Source organism: Streptomyces monomycini (assembly GCF_022271435.1).
In the GTDB taxonomy this organism is placed as follows: Bacteria; Actinomycetota; Actinomycetes; order Streptomycetales; family Streptomycetaceae; genus Streptomyces; species Streptomyces monomycini.
The window spans coordinates 15,072-31,946 of record NZ_JAFIQY010000020.1; the positions used below are offsets into that span (position 1 = coordinate 15,072).

Annotated in this window: 13 protein-coding genes; 7 read left to right on the plus strand and 6 right to left on the minus strand. The window is 72.5% G+C overall.

From position 1 onward, the window contains the following. Positions 1-226: 226 nt before the first annotated feature. Positions 227-1,291 carry a S1 family peptidase gene (locus JXZ78_RS22185; RefSeq protein ID WP_030019482.1) on the plus strand — a complete coding sequence of 355 codons (1,065 nt, stop codon included), beginning with the start codon at positions 227-229 and terminating at the stop codon, positions 1,289-1,291. Positions 1,292-2,082: 791 nt separating this feature from the next. Here the strand turns inward: JXZ78_RS22185 and JXZ78_RS22190 are convergent. Next, a complete protein-coding gene (locus JXZ78_RS22190; protein WP_030019483.1) occupies positions 2,083-2,508 on the minus strand; it encodes a subtilase-type protease inhibitor in 426 nt (141 codons plus the stop codon). 521 nt (positions 2,509-3,029) lie between these two features. Between JXZ78_RS22190 and htpG the strand changes: the two genes are divergently transcribed. Continuing rightward, positions 3,030-4,964 (plus strand): molecular chaperone HtpG, encoded by a 1,935-nt coding sequence (htpG, locus tag JXZ78_RS22195; protein WP_030019484.1) that lies wholly within the window; start codon positions 3,030-3,032, stop codon positions 4,962-4,964. A gap of 113 nt (positions 4,965-5,077) precedes the next feature. On the opposite strand, the gene JXZ78_RS22200 is transcribed toward htpG, so the two are convergent. Next, a complete protein-coding gene (locus tag JXZ78_RS22200; RefSeq protein ID WP_030019485.1) occupies positions 5,078-5,770 on the minus strand; it encodes a TetR family transcriptional regulator in 693 nt (230 codons plus the stop codon). A gap of 128 nt (positions 5,771-5,898) precedes the next feature. Here JXZ78_RS22200 and JXZ78_RS22205 point away from each other — a divergent pair, with 128 nt between their 5' ends. Together JXZ78_RS22205 and JXZ78_RS22210 are read left to right on the plus strand one after the other, a co-directional pair. Continuing rightward, positions 5,899-6,663: an SDR family NAD(P)-dependent oxidoreductase gene (locus JXZ78_RS22205; RefSeq protein WP_030019486.1), complete on the plus strand. Its 765-nt coding sequence runs from the start codon at positions 5,899-5,901 to the stop codon at positions 6,661-6,663. Between the two features lie 114 nt (positions 6,664-6,777). Continuing rightward, positions 6,778-7,227, plus strand: a complete 450-nt coding sequence (locus JXZ78_RS22210) for a hypothetical protein (RefSeq protein WP_030019487.1) — start codon at positions 6,778-6,780, stop codon at positions 7,225-7,227. 36 nt (positions 7,228-7,263) lie between these two features. Here the strand turns inward: JXZ78_RS22210 and JXZ78_RS22215 are convergent, their stop codons facing one another. Next, complete coding sequence (locus JXZ78_RS22215) at positions 7,264-8,358, minus strand: ABC transporter permease (RefSeq protein ID WP_030019488.1); 1,095 nt, start codon at positions 8,356-8,358, stop codon at positions 7,264-7,266. 263 nt (positions 8,359-8,621) lie between these two features. On the opposite strand from JXZ78_RS22215, the gene JXZ78_RS22220 reads away from it, so the two are divergent. Together JXZ78_RS22220 and JXZ78_RS22225 are read left to right on the plus strand one after the other, a co-directional pair. Further along, positions 8,622-12,422, plus strand: a complete 3,801-nt coding sequence (locus tag JXZ78_RS22220) for a DNA polymerase III subunit alpha (protein WP_030019489.1) — start codon at positions 8,622-8,624, stop codon at positions 12,420-12,422. Next, the gene (locus tag JXZ78_RS22225; protein WP_078624151.1) at positions 12,419-13,501 is read left to right on the plus strand and encodes a DNA polymerase Y family protein; all 1,083 of its coding nucleotides are present in this window, start codon (positions 12,419-12,421) and stop codon (positions 13,499-13,501) included. Before JXZ78_RS22220 ends, JXZ78_RS22225 begins: the two co-directional genes overlap by 4 nt. Here the strand turns inward: JXZ78_RS22225 and JXZ78_RS22230 are convergent. Both JXZ78_RS22230 and JXZ78_RS22235 read right to left on the minus strand, forming a co-directional pair. Then, entirely contained in the window at positions 13,465-14,130 is a 666-nt protein-coding gene (locus tag JXZ78_RS22230; RefSeq protein WP_030019491.1) for an MSMEG_1061 family FMN-dependent PPOX-type flavoprotein, read from the minus strand. The two genes, JXZ78_RS22225 and JXZ78_RS22230, sit on opposite strands and share 37 nt — an antisense overlap. An 85-nt stretch (positions 14,131-14,215) precedes the next feature. Next, a complete protein-coding gene (locus tag JXZ78_RS22235; protein ID WP_030019492.1) occupies positions 14,216-14,800 on the minus strand; it encodes a TetR family transcriptional regulator in 585 nt (194 codons plus the stop codon). Positions 14,801-14,919: 119 nt separating this feature from the next. On the opposite strand from JXZ78_RS22235, the gene JXZ78_RS22240 reads away from it, so the two are divergent. Next, positions 14,920-15,462, plus strand: coding sequence for a hypothetical protein (locus JXZ78_RS22240; protein ID WP_050502330.1), 543 nt, complete (start codon positions 14,920-14,922; stop codon positions 15,460-15,462). Positions 15,463-15,726: 264 nt separating this feature from the next. Here the strand turns inward: JXZ78_RS22240 and JXZ78_RS22245 are convergent, their stop codons facing one another. Beyond that, the gene (locus JXZ78_RS22245) at positions 15,727-16,749 is read right to left on the minus strand and encodes a lytic polysaccharide monooxygenase (RefSeq protein ID WP_030019494.1); all 1,023 of its coding nucleotides are present in this window, start codon (positions 16,747-16,749) and stop codon (positions 15,727-15,729) included. Positions 16,750-16,875: the final 126 nt, after the last annotated feature.

Consider the following 16,875-nt stretch of genomic DNA (forward strand, 5'->3'; position numbering starts at 1 on the left):
GAACGCGGGACGAACGACCGGTCGGGTGCGTTCCGTTCTCCAGACCGGATCTCGTTCTTGTGCGCGAGACCCGTTAATCGGAATACTTGAAACCGCGCATTGGCATGGACGCGACTTCCTGCGGCAGGCTGCGCAGGCAACTCCCGTTCCGTGTCCGTATCTCAACACCCTCCGGGCCCGCGGCCCCCCACACACCGCGGCCCATCCCCCCACGGAAGGCTTTGAGTTGAAGCACCGACGGAATACTCAGCGGCGCGCAGTCCTGGCCGGCGCGGGCGCGCTGGCCCTCGCGGCCACCGCGACGCTCACCCTGGCCAACGCCAACGCGGCGGACGGACCGGCCCTCAAGCAGCTGACACCCGCCGCGGCCACCACGCTCGCGTCCCAGCTCAGCGGCCACGCGGCCGGTTCGTACTACGACGCGGCGGCGAAGAAGCTGGTCGTCAACGTCACCGACCGGGCGGCGGCCGGCGCCGTACGGGCCAAGGGCGCCGAGGCCAGAATGGTCCGGCACAGCCTCGCCCAGCTCGACGCGGCCCGGCAGACGCTCAAGCAGCGGGCCACCATCCCCGGCACGGCCTGGGCGATGGACCCGCGGACCAACAAGGTCGTCGTCACCGCCGACCGCACGGTCTCGGGCGCGAAGCTCGACAAACTGAACCAGGTCGTCAAGAGCCTGGGCAGCAAGGCCACGCTCCAGCGCAGCAAGAGCGAGTTCACCCCGTTCATCGCCGGCGGTGACGCGATCTGGGGGAGCAGCTCCCGTTGCTCGCTCGGTTTCAACGTCACCAAGGGCGGCCAGCCCTACTTCCTGACCGCCGGGCACTGCGGCAACGCCGTCAAGTCGTGGTCGGACAAGCAGGGTGGCCAGGAGATCGCGAGCACCGAGGAGTCCAAGTTCCCGGGCAGTGACTACGCCATCGCCAAGTACACCGCGGACATCGCGCACCCGAGCGAGGTGAACACCTACGGCGGCAGCCCGCAGAAGATCACCAAGGCCGCCGAGGCGACCGTCGGCCAGAAGGTCACGCGCAGCGGCAGCACCACCCAGGTGCACGACGGCACGGTCAAGGCGCTGAACGCGAGCGTCAACTACCAGGAGGGGACGGTCGAAGGGCTGATCCAGACCGACGTCTGCGCCGAGCCGGGCGACAGCGGCGGCGCGCTGTACGACGGCGAGTCCGCGGTGGGCCTGACCTCGGGCGGCAGCGGCAACTGCTCCTCGGGCGGCGAGACCTACTTCCAGCCGGTCCCGGCGGCCCTGAAGGCGGTCGGCGCGGAGATCGGCTGACACGGGCCGGCCGTGCGGCCGATGTGCTGAGCACAGCCATTCCGTAGTGGAACGTCCCCCGGCGGCAATTGCCGCCGGGGGACGTTTGCCGTTTTCCGGCGTTGCGTACGGACGGCGTGCCGCGGCGTCGGAGTCGGCAGCCCGGCGGTCGGCAAATGAATAGGAAAGGAGGCTGTGTAAATACTGCCGGGCCGGTGGATGCCGGCCGGGCGGTGTACGGCGCCCGGCGGCATACTTCCGGCGGCGACGAGCAACCACGCTGCCAGGGAATCGTTTCCATGACGTTATACGAGCCGTTGAAATGTTGACGGGAATGTCATGTGACCCGCCCTTTCGAAGGAGTGTGAGGCACCTCTCAAGAGAGTCGCTTTCTGGGAAAGCGGCCGCCAAATGTCCGGTATGGGGGTGTTTCGCTGGCGCGGTGCGCGACGACTTCCGGAAGTCGGGAGTCCTTTGCCGAATTGCCCTTCCGGCTTTTCCCGTTCGGCGGTCGGAACGGATTTGCCAAGCCCGTCGCGGCTGGCTCTAATGATGCATCAGCCCCGTGGCCGAAATGAATCCGGCGAGCAGCCGGAGAGCCGCACGCCGTGCCGTTCCGGCGGGCGGTGCGAGGGCTTCCGCGCTGCCGTCCCGTGGAGGGGGCGGGGCGGCAGCGCGGTGCGCGGGCCGCGCGCGGAGCAACGGGGGCGGCCGGCCCCCGGGCATCCGTGAAGACGCCCGGGGGCCGGCCGGTGGTGCGGCGGCGAGGAGGCGGCCGCACCGTTCAGCGGGTCACCACCCGGCTGGAGTCGTCAGAACTCGAAGACCAGGCCCTTGCCGCCCTCCATCGCGCAGGGGTTGGCGAAGGTGTGCTCGTAGGCCACGCGGCGGCCCTGCCAGACACCGTTCGCGGTGACCGTGACGGGGTTCCACTCCTTGGTGCACATACGGTCCGTCGCGGACTTGGTGATCGCGTCGAAGTCGCCGTTCGCGGTGCGCAGCTGGGCACAGGCGGCACGCGCCATCGGGTGCGTGCCGGTTCCGGACGAGCTACAGCTCAGCGACACCGCGCGCTGGATGGAGGCCGTAGCGGCGTTGTCCCCGTACCCCACGGTGAGGACCAACTCCGAGGGTGCGTACAGGCTCTTCGGCGTCGCGGGCTGCGCCTGGGCCGTGGTGGCCAGGCCGCCGAGCACGAGCGCCGCGCCGAGCGCGATCCCCCCAGTGATGTACCGCATTTTCGAACTCTCCTTCGGTTGTCGTCTCGAATGCCGGACGGTGAGGAGTCTGGCCGAGGCGCATCAGGAAAGCACATCCGTCGGTGACTTTCAGTCGTTGGTTGAAAGCGCTGTGTGCTGGCGTGAAGTGGCGCGACGGGCGTTTCGGTACGTGATGTGTGCTATGCCGCGCGGGCAGCGGGAACATCGGGGGCGCGGGGTTCCGGCCGGGTCGGGTGTGCGGCGAAAAGCAGCCAACTCCCGTTGTTCGTGGGGGTGCAGGGGGCTCGTGGGGGTTCGCCGCTAATGGCCGAACTGCGGCTGCCGACGGAGCGTGCCGGGGGAGTGGCGGGGTGTGAGAGGGCGTCGGCCCGGCGCGCGAGGGTGCGCCCGCGCCCCCCGGGGTGCACCACCGCTCGCACGGCCGTTCACGAGGCTGTCCGTACGGCTGGGCCGCGGAAGCGCGCGTACCGCCTGACCGGCTCATCTACAGTTTCTCGGGACGGTCCGCCACCTGGTGACACAAGAAGGAATTGACACATATGCCGACCGAGACGTTCGAGTTCCAGGTAGAAGCACGCCAGCTCCTGCAGATGATGATCCACTCGATCTACTCGAACAAGGACGTTTTTCTGCGCGAGCTGATCTCCAACGCCTCCGACGCGCTGGACAAGCTGCGCCTCGAAGCGCTGCGCGACGAGTCGCTCGACGCCGATGTCTCCGACCTGCACATCGCCATCGAGACCGATGGTGAGGCCCGGACGCTGACCGTCCGCGACAACGGCATCGGCATGTCGCACGACGAGGTGGTCCAGCTCATCGGGACGATCGCCAACTCCGGCACCGCGAAGTTCCTCCAGGAGCTGAAGCAGGCCAAGGACGCGGCCACCGCGGAGGGGCTGATCGGCCAGTTCGGCGTCGGCTTCTACGCCGCGTTCATGGTGGCCGACGAGGTCACGCTGGTCACCCGCCGCGCCGGACAGAGCGAGGGCACCCGCTGGTCGTCGACCGGCGAGGGCACGTACACCGTCGAGCCGGTCCAGGACGCGCCGCAGGGCACCGCGGTCACCCTGCGGCTCAAGCCGGTCGACCAGGAGGACCAGCTCTTCGACTACACCTCCCGCTGGAAGATCAGGGAGATCGTCAAGCGGTACTCCGACTTCATCACCTGGCCGGTCCGGATGGCCCCCGAGGCCCCGGCGGACGGGGAGCAGGAGGGCGGCACCGAGGACGCCGGGGACGCCGAGGCCGCCGAGCCCGAGACGCTCAACTCGATGAAGGCGCTGTGGGCGCGCTCCCGGGACGAGGTGAGCGACGAGGAGTACCACGAGCTGTACAAGCACATCAGCCACGACTGGTCCGACCCGCTCGAAACGCTCCGGATGCAGGCGGAGGGCACGTTCGAGTACCAGGCGCTGCTGTTCCTGCCGTCCCGCGCGCCGCAGGACCTCTTCGCGCGCGAACACCGGCGCGGGGTGCAGCTCTACGTCAAGCGCGTCTTCATCATGGACCACTGCGAAGCGCTGCTGCCCGAGTACCTGCGCTTCGTCAAGGGTGTCGTCGACGCCCAGGACCTCTCGCTCAACGTCTCCCGCGAGATCCTCCAGCAGGACCGCCAGATCCAGCTCATGCACCGCCGGCTGGTGAAGAAGGTGCTGTCCACCGTCAAGGAGATGATGGCGCAGCGCCCGGAGAACTACGCCACGTTCTGGGGCGAGTTCGGCCGGGTCGTCAAGGAGGGCCTGCTCAGCGACCACGAGAACCGCGACGCCATCCTGCGTATCGCCTCGTTCCCCACCACCCACGACCAGGAGAAGCCGGCCACCCTCCAGCAGTACGTCGAGCGCATGAAGGAGGGCCAGGAGCACATCTACTTCATGACCGGCGAGTCCCGTACCGCCATCGAGAACTCGCCGCACATGGAGGCCTTCCGGGACAAGGGCTACGAGGTGCTGCTGCTGACCGACCCGGTCGACGAGGTGTGGGTCGAGACCGTCCCCGAGTTCGACGGCAAGGAGCTGCGGTCGATCGCCAAGGGCGAGGCGGACCTCGCGAAGGAGGAGTCCGAGGAGGACAAGGCCGAGCGCGAGAAGCGGCAGGAGGACTTCGCCGGGCTGCTGTCCTGGATGACGGAGCGGCTCGGCGAGGAGGTCAAGGAGGTACGGCTGTCCTCCCGGCTGACCGTCTCCCCGGCCTGCGTCGTCTCGGACACCGACGACGTGACCCCGGCGCTGCGGAACATGTACCGCGCCATGGGCCAGGAACTGCCCGAGGCCAAGCGCATCCTGGAGCTCAACCCGGGCCACCCGCTGGTCGAGGGGCTGCGCAAGGCCCACGCCGAGCGTCCCGACGACGCGGACCTCGCCGGGACGGCCGAGCTGCTGCACGGCATGGCGCTGCTCGCCGAGGGCGGGGAGCTGAGCGACCCGGCGCGCTTCACCAAGCTGGTGGCGGAGCGGCTGGAGCGCGCGCTGTAGGCGCTGGGGCGGGGCTCGTTCCGTAAGAGCCCGTGGCCAAGGCTGCCGCCGGGTCCTTCAAGGGCCCGGCGGCAGTGTCATGTCCGGCGTCAGTGTCACGTCCGGTTCCGGTGTCAGGTCCGGCGCCGGTCCAGCCCGGACAGGCCGGCCGTCAGCGCGCGCATCCCCCGCACCACCAGCTCGGCAGGATCGGCCGCCTGCCCTTCCGGGGTTTCGTCCGCCGCCCATGTCTCCACCGCGACCCGCATCGCGGTGTTCGCGGCCGCCGCCGCGAGCCGTACCTCCGCCGGGCCGCCGTCCGTCAGCCCGGCGAGGACGGGGATCAGCGCCTCCTCGGAGTCGTGGTGCACCCGGTGCCAGACCGAGCGCAGCGCCGGATCGTCCCGCATCACCCGCAGCAGCCCGCGCGTCCACCGCAGCGCCTCGGCGGCCCGCTCGTCGGACGGCGTCAGCGCCTGCCGCGCCGCCCGCTCCAGCACGTCCCGTACGGACCGGCCGTCTGCCTCCGCCTCTGTCTCCGCCGCGAGCTGGCGCAGGTCGGCGAGCCACTGCCGTACGCCGACGGCCAGCAGCGGTGCGACCGCGTCCTCCTTGGCGCGGAAGTACCGGTAGAAGGTGCGCAGGGCGACGCCCGCGGACCGGGCGATGTCGTCGGCGGTGACGGCGCTGCCGCGCTCGGCGAACAGGGCCGCCGCGGCGCGGGCGATCTCCAGCTGGGTCTCCGCCTTGCGCCGCTCGGTCAGGGAGGGGGCGGCGGACGGCAGAGGAGCGGGGGCCGGTGCGGTGGGGCGCGGTGCGGTGGGCATGGGGCGAGCTTACGTCGTCCGTACGTCGAACTGACACGTCACGCTGATGTGGCACATCGTGCCACCTAGGCGTACGGTGCCGGTGTCGTCCGCGGCGGACGCGGACACCGAAGGCAGGAGAGAGCCATATGGAACGCTTCGACGGACGCCGCGTCCTGATCACCGGAGCCGGGTCGGGCATCGGACAGGCCACCGTCCACCGGGTCCTGGCCGAAGGCGGCCGGGTGGTGGCCGCCGACATCAGCGAGGCGGGGCTGAAGGCCACCGCGGAGCGGGCCGCGGCCGACGGCCACGCCGACCGGCTGGGCACCGCGGTCCTGGACATCGCGGACGAGGCCGCGGCGCGCGCGGGCGTCGCCGCCGCCGTCGAGGAACTGGGCGGACTGGACGTGCTGGTCAACGCGGCGGGCATCCTGCGCGCCTCGCACACCCACGAGACCAGCCTGGACGCCTTCAACCGGATCATCGCGGTCAACCTGACCGGCACCTTCCTGATGATCCGCGAGGCACTGCCCGCGCTGCTGCGCGGCCGGGCGCCGGTGGTGGTCAACTTCAGCTCCACCTCCGCCGCGTTCGCGCACCCCTACATGGCGGCGTACGCGGCCAGCAAGGGCGGCATCCAGTCCATGACACACGCCATCGCGAGCGAGTACGCCAAGCAGGGGCTGCGCGCGGTGTGTGTGGCGCCGGGTTCGGTGCGGTCCGGCATGACCGACGACCCGGGCCTGCCGGCGGACGCCGACATGAGCCTGTTCGGAAAGCTGCTGCCGGCCATCGGCGAGGGCTTCGCGCCCCCGGAGACGGTCGCGGGCGTCATCGCGATGCTGGCCTCCGAGGACGGCGCGTTCATCACCGGTACGGAGATACGTATCGACGGCGGTACGCACATGTGAGACGCGCCTGAGACCGGCAGCCCGCCGCAGACCACTCGCCTGCTGGAATTGCTTCGCCCCGGCTCAACCGGGCCGGGGCGAAGGAAGAAAGGAGGGTATTGAGATCATCAGGGGATGACCAGCAATGAGATCCAATTCGACTGTCAGCGCCGCGAGGATTACGGCGACGGGCTTGAGGTCGTCCCCCGCATCGACGGAACACCGTTCACCGACCTAATCGACACGTTCGAGACCGGAGCCGGGATGCAGCCCGCAGGCGACGCCTACGGCGGTATTTTTCCGCAGCTTTCCCGGCTGGGTCCGGTGGAGGACTACTTCCATGGCCGGTCCGCCGACGTACTGGGGATGACAGTCCTGCTCGGCTGTCAATGCGGCGAGCAGGGTTGCTGGCCGCTCATGGCCCGTATCGCCGTGACGGGCGAGTTCGTGATCTGGGACTCTTTCGAGCAGCCCTACCGCCCGGAACGCGACTACACGGCGTTCGGCCCCTTTCAGTTCGACCGGAAGCAATACGGTGACGCCGTACAGGCTCTGAGCGCGAAAATCAGATCCGACGACGCATGAGCACACCCCGTCCGCCCCTCCGGCAGTGTTTCGCCCTCACTGCCGCACCTCGCTGCGGTTGATCACCGTCCGGCCCTTGGTGAGGGCGGAGAAGGCCAGTGTCAGGACGGTGCCGGCGACGGCCCACGCGGAGAGCACCAGCAGGGGGCCGGTCACCGCGTTGCCGTGGAAGTACGCGATGGAGCGGGCCACCCAGGTGCCCGCGCCCGGCGGCAGTGCGGGGCCGATCGCCCGCCAGAAGTCCGGCAGCAGAGGGTACGGGTAGGCGCCGCCCGCGCTGGGGTTGCCGGCGATCACCACCACGAGGATGGTCAGGCCGATGCCGATGATCCCGGCGATCGCCTGGAAGGCGAAGGTGGTGGCGCCCACCGCGAACACGATCAGCGCGCCCAGGCCCCACAGTCCGTACAGGCTGCCGGGCATGGCTCCCAGGACGGGGCCGATGACGACGGCGCCGGCCAGGCCGGTGAGGATCGAGTAGACGGCGAGCGCGCCCAGCCGGATGACCGCCCGCTTGAGGTTGACGGGGCGGGCGCCGAAGCTGATCGCGAGGATCGCGGCGCACAGGTAGCCGCCCACGCACCAGCCGACCACCAGGTAGAACGAGGACAGGCCGCGGGTGTCGTCCTTGTCGGCGGGGGCGATGTCCTGGACCTGGACGGTGCGCTTCTGGGCCTTCTCGGCCTGGGTGACGACCTGTTCGACGGCCTGGGAGAGCGAGGCGCCGGAGCCGCCCGCCACCAGCAGCTTGTCGGTGGTGCCGCGCGGGTCGACGATCAGCGCGCCGTCGATGTCCCGTTCCTTGATCTGCCGCGCCGCGTCCGCCTCGGAGGAGGCCGCACGGGGGTCGAGCGGGGAGCCCGGCAGCTTGTCGAGCCGTTCGACGAGCTGTCCGCTCATCTGCTGGGGCGCGACGACCGCGAGTGGTACGTCCTTGGGCTTGGGGGAGTGGAAGGCGCCCGCGTACGACGCGATGAACAGGGCCGTCAGGGCCAGTACGCCGATCATCAGCAGGGCGGCCCGCCCGGAGATCGCGTCCTTCACCTCCCCGAGGAAACTCCTGTCCCGGGTGTCTTGGTCCCGGGTGTCCTGGTCCCGGATCCCGCGGGTGCCGTCGTCCGCCGTGGCCATGCGCCGCTCCCTCGCCCTGTCGTGCCGAGCAGGTCTTTCGTGCTCAGGCAGGTCTTTCGTCCTCAGGCCTTTTGCCCCATATCTTCCGTCCCATTGCGGATCTTCGCAGGCCGGGCGGGCTGATCGGGGCGGCGGAGCGTCCGGGATGGGCGGAGGCAGGTGCTGTTCGAATTTCGTACGGTTGTTCGAGAAAAGAGTTATGGTGGAACCGCGACGGGGGACGCAGCAACGGTCAGGGGGTGTACGAGCGGCAGGAGGCGCGGATGCCACGGTTCACGCATCTGCACACCGCCTCGGGGTTCTCCCTGCGATACGGCGCCGCCCACCCGGAGCGGCTCGCCGAGCGCGCCGCCGAACGCGGCATGGACGCCCTCGCGCTGACCGACCGGGACGGCCTCGCCGGAGCCGTCCGCTTCGCCAAGGCCGCGGCCTCGGCCGGTGTCCGCCCGCTGTTCGGCACCGAACTGGCGGTGGCCGCGCCCGAGGGCGACCGTACGGTGCCGGGCGCCGCCCCGGGGACGGCCCGGCGGCGCGGCCCGGTGCGCGGCGGCGCCTTCGTCGACGAGTCGGCGGCCCGCGCCGTCTTCCTCGCCCGGGACGGCGCGGCCGGCTGGGCCATGCTCTGCCGCCTGGTCTCGGCCGCGCACGCCGCCACCTTGCCGGGCGACTCCACCCGGCCCGTACTGACCTGGGCCGCCCTCACCGAAGCGGTGCGCGCCGGAGCGCCGGACGCGGTCACCGTCCTGCTCGGGCCCGACTCCGAGCCCGGCCGCGCTCTGGCCGCCGGACGCCCCGACCGCGCCGCCCGGCTCCTCGCCCCCTGGCGCGAGCTGTTCGGTGACGCGCTGCGCCTGGAGGTCGTCGACCACGGCCGTACCGGCACCGGCCCCGGCTCGCTGCGTCTGGCCGCCCGCACCCTCGGCTTCGCCGTCGAACACGGTGTCCGGGCCGTCCTGACCAACGCCGTCCGCTACGCCGACCCCGGCCAGGGCCCGGTCGCCGACGTCCTGGATTCCGCCCGCCGTCTGGTGCCCGTGGACCGGCACCGCCCGGAGGCCCGGGACAGCGGCGAGCGGTGGCTCAAGGACGCGAACGCGATGGCCCGTACCGCCGAGCGGATCGCCGAGGCGGCCGGACTCGGGCGCGGCACCGCGCAGCGGCTGCTGGAGATGACCGAGGAGACGGCCGCGCGGTGCCGGGTCGACCCGGAGGACGACATCGGGCTGGGCACCGTGCACTTCCCCGAACCCCGCCTGGTCGGCGCCGCGCGCCGCACCGCCGGACGGGTGCTGCGCTCGCGCTGCGCCGCCGGGATGGTGCTGCGCGGCTACGACCGGCGCCGCGCGTACTGGGAGCGGATGGACCACGAACTGGACATCATCGAACACCACGGCTTCGCCTCGTACTTCCTGACCGTCGCCCAGGTCGTCGAGGACACCCGGGACCTGGGCATCCGGGTCACCGCGCGCGGGTCCGGCGCGGGCTCGCTGGTCAACCACCTGCTGGGCATCGCGCACGCCGACCCGGTCGAACAGCGGCTGCTGATGGAGCGCTTCCTGTCCAAGCGCCGCGCGGTGCTGCCCGACATCGACATCGACGTGGAGTCCGCGCGCCGCCTGGAGGTCTACCGCGCGATCTTCGACCGGTTCGGCACCGAGCGGGTCGCCACCGTCGCCATGCCCGAGACCTACCGGGTCCGGCACGCCGTACGGGACGTCGGCGCCGCCCTGGGCATGGACCCGGCCGAGGTGGACCGGCTGGCCAAGGCCTTCCCGCACATCCGGGCCCGCGACGCCCGCGCGGCCCTCGCCGAGCTGCCGGAGCTGCGCGGCGTGGAAGCGGACCGGTACGGGCCGATGTGGGACCTGGTCGAGGCGCTGGACGCGCTGCCGCGCGGTATCGCCATGCACCCGTGCGGGGTGCTGCTCTCGGACGCCTCGCTGCTGGACCGCACCCCCGTCGTACCGACCCGCAGCGAGATCCCGCACCGCGACGGCGTGGGCGGCTCCCCGCTGCCGATGTCGCAGTTCGACAAGGAGGACGTGGAGGAGATGGGGCTGCTCAAGCTGGACGTGCTGGGCGTACGGATGCAGTCCGCGATGGCGCACGCGACCGCCGAGATCGGGCGGGTCACGGGCCGCGGCGTCGACCTCGACGACCCGGCGCAGGTACCGCCCGGCGACCCCGCCACGTACGGCCTCATCCGCTCCACCGAGACGCTCGGCTGCTTCCAGATCGAGTCGCCGGGCCAGCGCGACCTGGTCGGCCGGCTCCAGCCCGCCACCTTCCACGACCTGGTGGTCGACATCTCGCTGTTCCGCCCCGGGCCGGTCTCGGCCGACATGGTGCGGCCCTTCATCGAGGCCCGGCACGGCCGCCGGCCCGCCCGCTACCCGCACCCGGACCTGGAGGAGCCGCTGCGTGAGACCTACGGCGTGGTCGTCTTCCACGAGCAGATCATCGAGATCCTGCGGATCATGACCGGCTGCGACCGGGGCGAGGCGGACGAGAAGCGGCGCGCGCTGTCCAAGCCGGAGATTCAGGGGCAGGTGCGCGCCTGGTTCGTGGAGCGGACCGGGCGGCGGGGCTACACCCCCGAGGTGATCGAACGTACCTGGGAGATCGTCGAGGCGTTCGGTTCGTACGGCTTCTGCAAGGCGCACGCGGTCGCCTTCGCGGTGCCGACGTACCAGTCCGCCTGGCTCAAGGCGCACCACCCGGCGGCCTTCTACGCCGGGCTGCTCACCCACGACCCGGGGATGTACCCGAAGCGGCTGCTGCTGGCGGACGCGCGGCGGCGCGGGGTGCCGGTGCTGCCGTTGGACGTGAACCGGTCGGCGGCCGCTCATCGAATCGAACTGGTGTCCGGTGGTGCGGGTGCGGGTGCGGGTGCGAGGGACGGGGACGGCCCGGCTGCCAGGACCGGGGACGGGGCCGCCCCCGCGGTCTGGGGCCTGCGGCTCGCCCTCGCCGACGTGCAAGGCATGAGCGAGGCCGAGGCCCGGCGCATCGAGGACGGGCAGCCCTACTCCTCGCTGCCCGACCTGTGGCAGCGCGCCCGCCCCAGCCGTCCGGTGGCCGAACGCCTCGCCCGCGTGGGCGCGCTGGACGCCTTCGGCGCCAACCGGCGCGACCTCCTGCTGCACCTCGCCGAACTGCACGGCCGGCAGCGGGGCGTGGCCGAGGGGCAGTTGCCCCTGGACGCGGGGGACGGCGCCGCCGCGCCCGTCGAGGCGGTCGAACCGGCCGGACTGCCCGACCTGACCGACGTCGAGAAGCTCAGCGCCGAACTGGGCGTCCTCGGCATGGACACCACCCGGCACCTGATGAGCGACCACCGGGAGTTCCTCGCGGAGCTGGGCGCGCTGCCCGCCAAGCGGCTGCGCGACGCGCAGGACGGGGAGACGGTGCTGGTCGCCGGGGCCAAGGCGGCCACCCAGACCCCGCCGATCCGCTCCGGCCGCCGGGTCATCTTCACCACCCTCGACGACAGTACGGGCCTGGTCGACTGCGCCTTCTTCGACGATTCCCACGAGGCCTGCGCGCACACCGTCTTCCACTCCTGGCTGCTGCTCGTGCGGGGCACGGTCCAGCGGCGCGGGCCGCGCAGCTTCAGTGTGGTCGGCGCCGCCGCCTGGAACCTCGCCGAACTGGCCGAACTGCGCCACGAGGGCGGCCTGGAGGCGGTCACCGCGCGCCTCGCGGAAGAGGGTCGGGCGGCGACGGAACCGGCCGGACCGGGCGGGACAGCGGACGGCGGACCGGTGGGCGGTGGGCCGATGGGTGGCGGACCGGTGGGCGGCGGCGGGGTGCCGCGCCGGGTGCACAGCGAACCGGGCCGTGCGGGCTCGGCGGCGGCCGAAGCGACCTGGGCGGCGGACCGGGCTCCGGTACCGGCCGCCGCGTCCGGGGCCGGAGCGGGCCCGGCGGCCGCGCCGGCCGGCCGCACCATCCGGCTGGAGACCGGCTACGAGCTGCACCCCTGGGCCGATCTCCGCCCGGCGGGCGAAGGCGCCGCCACCGGACGCAAGCTGTGGCACGCCAGCCCGGGGAGCGCGGGATGACCGGCGGAAGCGGGACGCCCGCCGGGGCCGGCGCCCCCGCCGAGATGCTGTACGTACGGTTCCGCGCCGCCGGTGCCGGTGACGGGGCCGCGGACGGGGGCCGGGACGCTCCGCTGGACGAGGAGACGTACGGTCATCTCCTGCGGCTGCTCGGCCAGTTCACGCCCGTGATCGAGGCGCTGCCGCCGGATGCCGCGCTGGCCGACGTACGGGGAGCGCTGCGCTACTTCGAACGGGACGCCGCGGGCATCGCCGAGCTGATCCGGCTGCGGGCGCTGGCCTGGTACGGCGTGCGGTGCACCATCGGCGTCGCCGGGAACCCGCTGCTCGCGCGGATGGCGGCGCAGGGCGCCGCGCCCGGCGAGGTGCGCCGGGTCCCCGGGGACGCCGTCGCGGACTTCCTCGACCGCAAACCGGCCGCCGCCCTGCACGGCGTCGGGCCGGCGACCGCGCGCGCCCTGTGCGCGTACGGGCTGGACAGCGTCGGACGGATCGCCGCCGCGCCGCCCGCCACCCTCCAGCGCATCCTCGGCGCGAAGACCGGCCGGGCGGTGTACGACAAGGCCCGCGGCATCGACCCGAGCCCGGTCACCCCGAACGCCGCAGCGCGCTCCATGGGCGCCGAACACCGCTTCGCGCACGACGAACTGGACCCGGACCGGCGGCGGCGCGCGCTGCTCTCGCTCGCGGACGACCTCGGCGCCCGGCTGCGTGGCAGCGCCCGTGCGGCCCGCGCGCTCACCCTCACCGTCCGCTACGCCGACCGCTCCACGACGACGCGCACCCGGCGGCTGCCCGAACCGACCGCGCACGGGCCCGCGCTGACGGACGCGGCGTACGCGCTGCACGCGGCGCTCGGACTGCAACGGGCCCGTGTACGGTCCGTGTCACTGCGGGCGGAGGACCTGTGCCGCGCCGAACACGCCGCCCGGCAGCTGACGTTCGACCCGGCCGAGGACAAGGCGCGCCGCATCGAGGCCGCCGTGGACCGGGCGCGGGAACGCTTCGGCGAGGCGGCGGCCCGGCCCGCGGCGAAGCTCGCTCAGCCGTACAGCCGCTCCGCGTACCGCGGGCCGTAGTGCTCCTCCAGCTGCTCCAGCGGGATGTCGGGGACCTCGACACTCTTGGCCATCCGGGCCCGTGAGGGCAGCGCTTCGGGCTGCCAGCTCTCCGGCTGCCACATCCGGGAGCGCAGGAAGGCCTTGGAGCAGTGGTAGAACACCTCGTCGATCTCGACGAGCAGCACCAGCCGGGGGCGGTTGCCCCGGACGACCATGGCGTCGAAGAACGGGGCGTCGCGCAGGATGCGGGCGCGGCCGTTGATGCGCAGGGTGTCGCCGCGGCCCGGGAGGACGTAGTTCAGTCCGACCTGCGGGTTGGCGAGGATGTTGCGGAAGCCGTCCACGCGCTTGTTGCCGGGGCGGTCCGGTATCGCGATCGTGGTGGCGTCCAGCACCGTCGTGAAACCGGCGGGGTCGCCCTTGGGGGAGACGTCGCACCGGCCCTCGGCGTCCGAGGTGGCGACGTAGCAGAACGGCGAGCGCGCCAGCCACTGCCGGTCGAGGTCGTGCAGCCGGTCGCGGACCTTGTACAGCGCGTGGTCGCTCGGCTCGCCCATCAGCTCCCGCAGCTCGCGCTCGGACGCGACCTCCGTGACCCCCGCGGCCTGCCAGGTCTCCGCGCCTCCGGTCCGCTCGCTCGTCGTCACGGCGTACTCCCCCTCGTCGGCAAGGTCAACTCACCCGCGACTGTACGGGATGCCACTGACATCGCCTGGCGTGGGGCCGCGCGCCTCAGCCGGCCAGCAGCGCGGCCGTGCACGCTTCGGCCAGGTCCTCCGCGTGGCCGGGCAGCGGCGTGCCGCCGCGCAGGTGGCGGCGTACGAGCGACAGGGGCACGTCGATGACCGCGAGGGAGACGCGTTCGGTGTCCTGCGGGGTGCGCGCGCCCAGATCCCGTGCCAGGGCGTTCATCGCGTCCCGTACCCGCCGGTGTCCCCGGTCGGCCCGCTCGGCGTACTCGGCAGGCCAGCCGTCCCGGCCGAAGTCCCGGGCCCCGTACAGGAGAAGCGCCGCTTCCCCGGGGTGGGCGCGGCTCCACGCGACGACGTGCCGGGCCGCGGCCGCGCCCGCGGCGCGCGGGTCCGGCGCCGACCGGAGGGCCGCGAAGTACCCCTCCTGGAAACGTTCGACCGTACGCAGCCACACCTCGGCGAGGAGGGCCGGCCGCCCGGCGAAGCGGTGGTAGACCGAACCGCTCGGCGCGCCGACGGCCGCGGCCACCGCCGACATGGTCACCGCGGCCGGTCCCGCCTCGGCGGCCAGGCGTACGGCGGCGTCCAGGAGCAGGGCGGTGTCGAAGAGCGGTGGTCTGGCCATGTTCTGGAGGGTACCCTCCAGAATGTATTGGAGGGGCTTCTCCAAAACGCTTCCGTCCGCACGGGAGCGGACCGGCACGCAGCCCTGTCCTGACCCGCTGTCCTCGGAGGTGGACGAGTATGGGGATCTTCAACGTGCACGAGCGTGAACTGCCGGTGCCGCGGCACACGGCCGGCGCGCTGATCGACGGCCTGGCGGGCACGCACGACCCGCTGTGGCCGGGCCGCGACTGGCCGCCGATGCGGTTCGACAGCCCCCTCGGTGAGGGCGCGGCGGGCGGCCATGGACCGGTCCGTTACACGGTGACCGGCTATGTCCCCGGCGTCTGGGTGCGTTTCACCTTCAGCGGGCCGCGCGGTTTCGACGGCTTCCACGAGTACACCGCGCGCGCTCTGGGGGAGCAGCGGTCGGTGCTGCGGCACACCCTGGCGATGCGGGTCCACGGCCGGGCCCGGCTGAGCTGGCCGCTGGCCTACCGCCCGCTGCACGACGCGGTACTGGAGGACAGCCTGGACCGCGCCGAACTCGCCTGTACGGGAACGGTTGCGCGCCCCGCGCGCTGGAGCCCGTACGTACGCCTGCTGCGGCGCCTGATGGGAGATTCCCGGGATTCCTCCGCCGGAACGGGAATCTCCGCCCTGCCGCCGGTCGCTGAGACATGACACGACGTGGGAAGCGCCACGACTGTGCGCGCCTGCCGTGCTGCCACGCCGCACCACAGGGGAGTGCGGCGCGGCAGCGGGGCGCGCGCGGAGGCGCCGCCGCCCCCTGAGGTGAAGGAAAGGGGACGGCGGCGCCAGCTGTGGGGGGTGCCCCCGTGAGGCCAGTGGGGGATGACCTCACGGGGGCTGCGGGGCCAGTGGGGGATGACCTCGCAGGGTGGGCCCTGTGTGTGGGGGAAGGGCCCTGGAGAGAAGGCAGAGGGGTCAGCCGCGCTGCCAGGCCGCCTTGCGGCGCGCGCTCGCGAACAGGACCGAAGCGCCCAGCGCCAGGACGGCCGCGCCGCCGACGGCTATTGGCCCGGTCGAGCTGTCACCGCCGGTCTCCGCGAGGTGGCTGCCGGCCGTCTGCTGGGCGCCGGCCTGCTTCGGGTCCACCTCCTTGGCCGCACCGCCGTTGGGGTGCGCCGCGTTCCCCGCGGCGGCGTCCGACGCCTTGCCGGTGTCCCCGGCGGCCTGGGCGCCGCCGTGCGCGCCGTGGCTGCCGTGGTGCATGTGGTCGATGGTCGACTTGTCCGCTTCGGCGGCGATCTGCTGGTCGCTCGGCGCCGACGCGGCCGGCGCCGACGCGGCCGCGCCCTTGCCCGTACCGCCGCCCTTGCCGAAGACCACGTCGGAGCACGTGTAGAACGCCTCGGGGCTGTCCGAGCGCTGCCAGATGCTGTAGATCAGGTGGCGGCCGGACTTGGCGGGCACCTTGCCGCTGAAGACGTAGTCGCCGCTGGTCAGCTTGGGGTTGGTGACCTTGGCGAACGGTTTCGCCTCCAGATCGGACCACTTGAGCGGCTTGGTGGGGTCGTAGCCGTCCTTGGTGATGTAGAGCTCGAAGGAGCCGCGGTGCGGAGCGGTCGCCTTGTACCGGAAGGTGTGGCTGCCGGCCTTGAGCTTCGTGGACGGCCAGTCGGCGCGCGGCAGGTCCAGGCCCTTGTACTCGGGGCCGTTGGCGCTGCACAGTTTGCCGTCCGGGATGCGCTTCTTCGACTGCCCGCCCGCGTTGCCGTCCCGTACGCCGTTCCAGTCGTACAGGGCCTGGGTGCCGCCGGCCGCGACCATCGCCTTGCAGGCCGCGGACTTCGGGTGCTCGGGGCCCTCGGCGAAGCAGGCGGAGATCCGGCTGACCGGGTCGGTCATCGAGCCGTGGGCGACGGCCGGGGTCGCGGTGAGCGCGGTGAGCACCAGCGGGGCGATGCCGGTCAGGGCGATCCCGGCTGCCGTGCGGCGAGCGGTCATCGTGGGGGTCTCCTTCGTCGGATCGGGGGAGCGGCACCGGCCGGGCGCTCGGCCCGGGGCGGTGCGATCAGCACGCTAGCCCCGCTGAGCAGCGCATTTCGGTCCGGAAGCCGGTTCGCGGTGATC

Excerpts from the sequence above, each read along its gene's own strand:
- JXZ78_RS22190 (WP_030019483.1), bottom strand. The coding sequence starts at position 2,508 with ATGCGGTACATCACTGGGGGGATCGCGCTCGGCGCGGCGCTCGTGCTC.
- htpG (WP_030019484.1), top strand. The coding sequence starts at position 3,030 with ATGCCGACCGAGACGTTCGAGTTCCAGGTAGAAGCACGCCAGCTCCTG.
- JXZ78_RS22200 (WP_030019485.1), bottom strand. The coding sequence starts at position 5,770 with ATGCCCACCGCACCGCGCCCCACCGCACCGGCCCCCGCTCCTCTGCCG.
- JXZ78_RS22205 (WP_030019486.1), top strand. The coding sequence starts at position 5,899 with ATGGAACGCTTCGACGGACGCCGCGTCCTGATCACCGGAGCCGGGTCG.
- JXZ78_RS22210 (WP_030019487.1), top strand. The coding sequence starts at position 6,778 with ATGACCAGCAATGAGATCCAATTCGACTGTCAGCGCCGCGAGGATTAC.
- JXZ78_RS22215 (WP_030019488.1), bottom strand. The coding sequence starts at position 8,358 with ATGGCCACGGCGGACGACGGCACCCGCGGGATCCGGGACCAGGACACC.
- JXZ78_RS22220 (WP_030019489.1), top strand. The coding sequence starts at position 8,622 with ATGCCACGGTTCACGCATCTGCACACCGCCTCGGGGTTCTCCCTGCGA.
- JXZ78_RS22225 (WP_078624151.1), top strand. The coding sequence starts at position 12,419 with ATGACCGGCGGAAGCGGGACGCCCGCCGGGGCCGGCGCCCCCGCCGAG.
- JXZ78_RS22235 (WP_030019492.1), bottom strand. The coding sequence starts at position 14,800 with ATGGCCAGACCACCGCTCTTCGACACCGCCCTGCTCCTGGACGCCGCC.
- JXZ78_RS22240 (WP_050502330.1), top strand. The coding sequence starts at position 14,920 with ATGGGGATCTTCAACGTGCACGAGCGTGAACTGCCGGTGCCGCGGCAC.
- JXZ78_RS22245 (WP_030019494.1), bottom strand. The coding sequence starts at position 16,749 with ATGACCGCTCGCCGCACGGCAGCCGGGATCGCCCTGACCGGCATCGCC.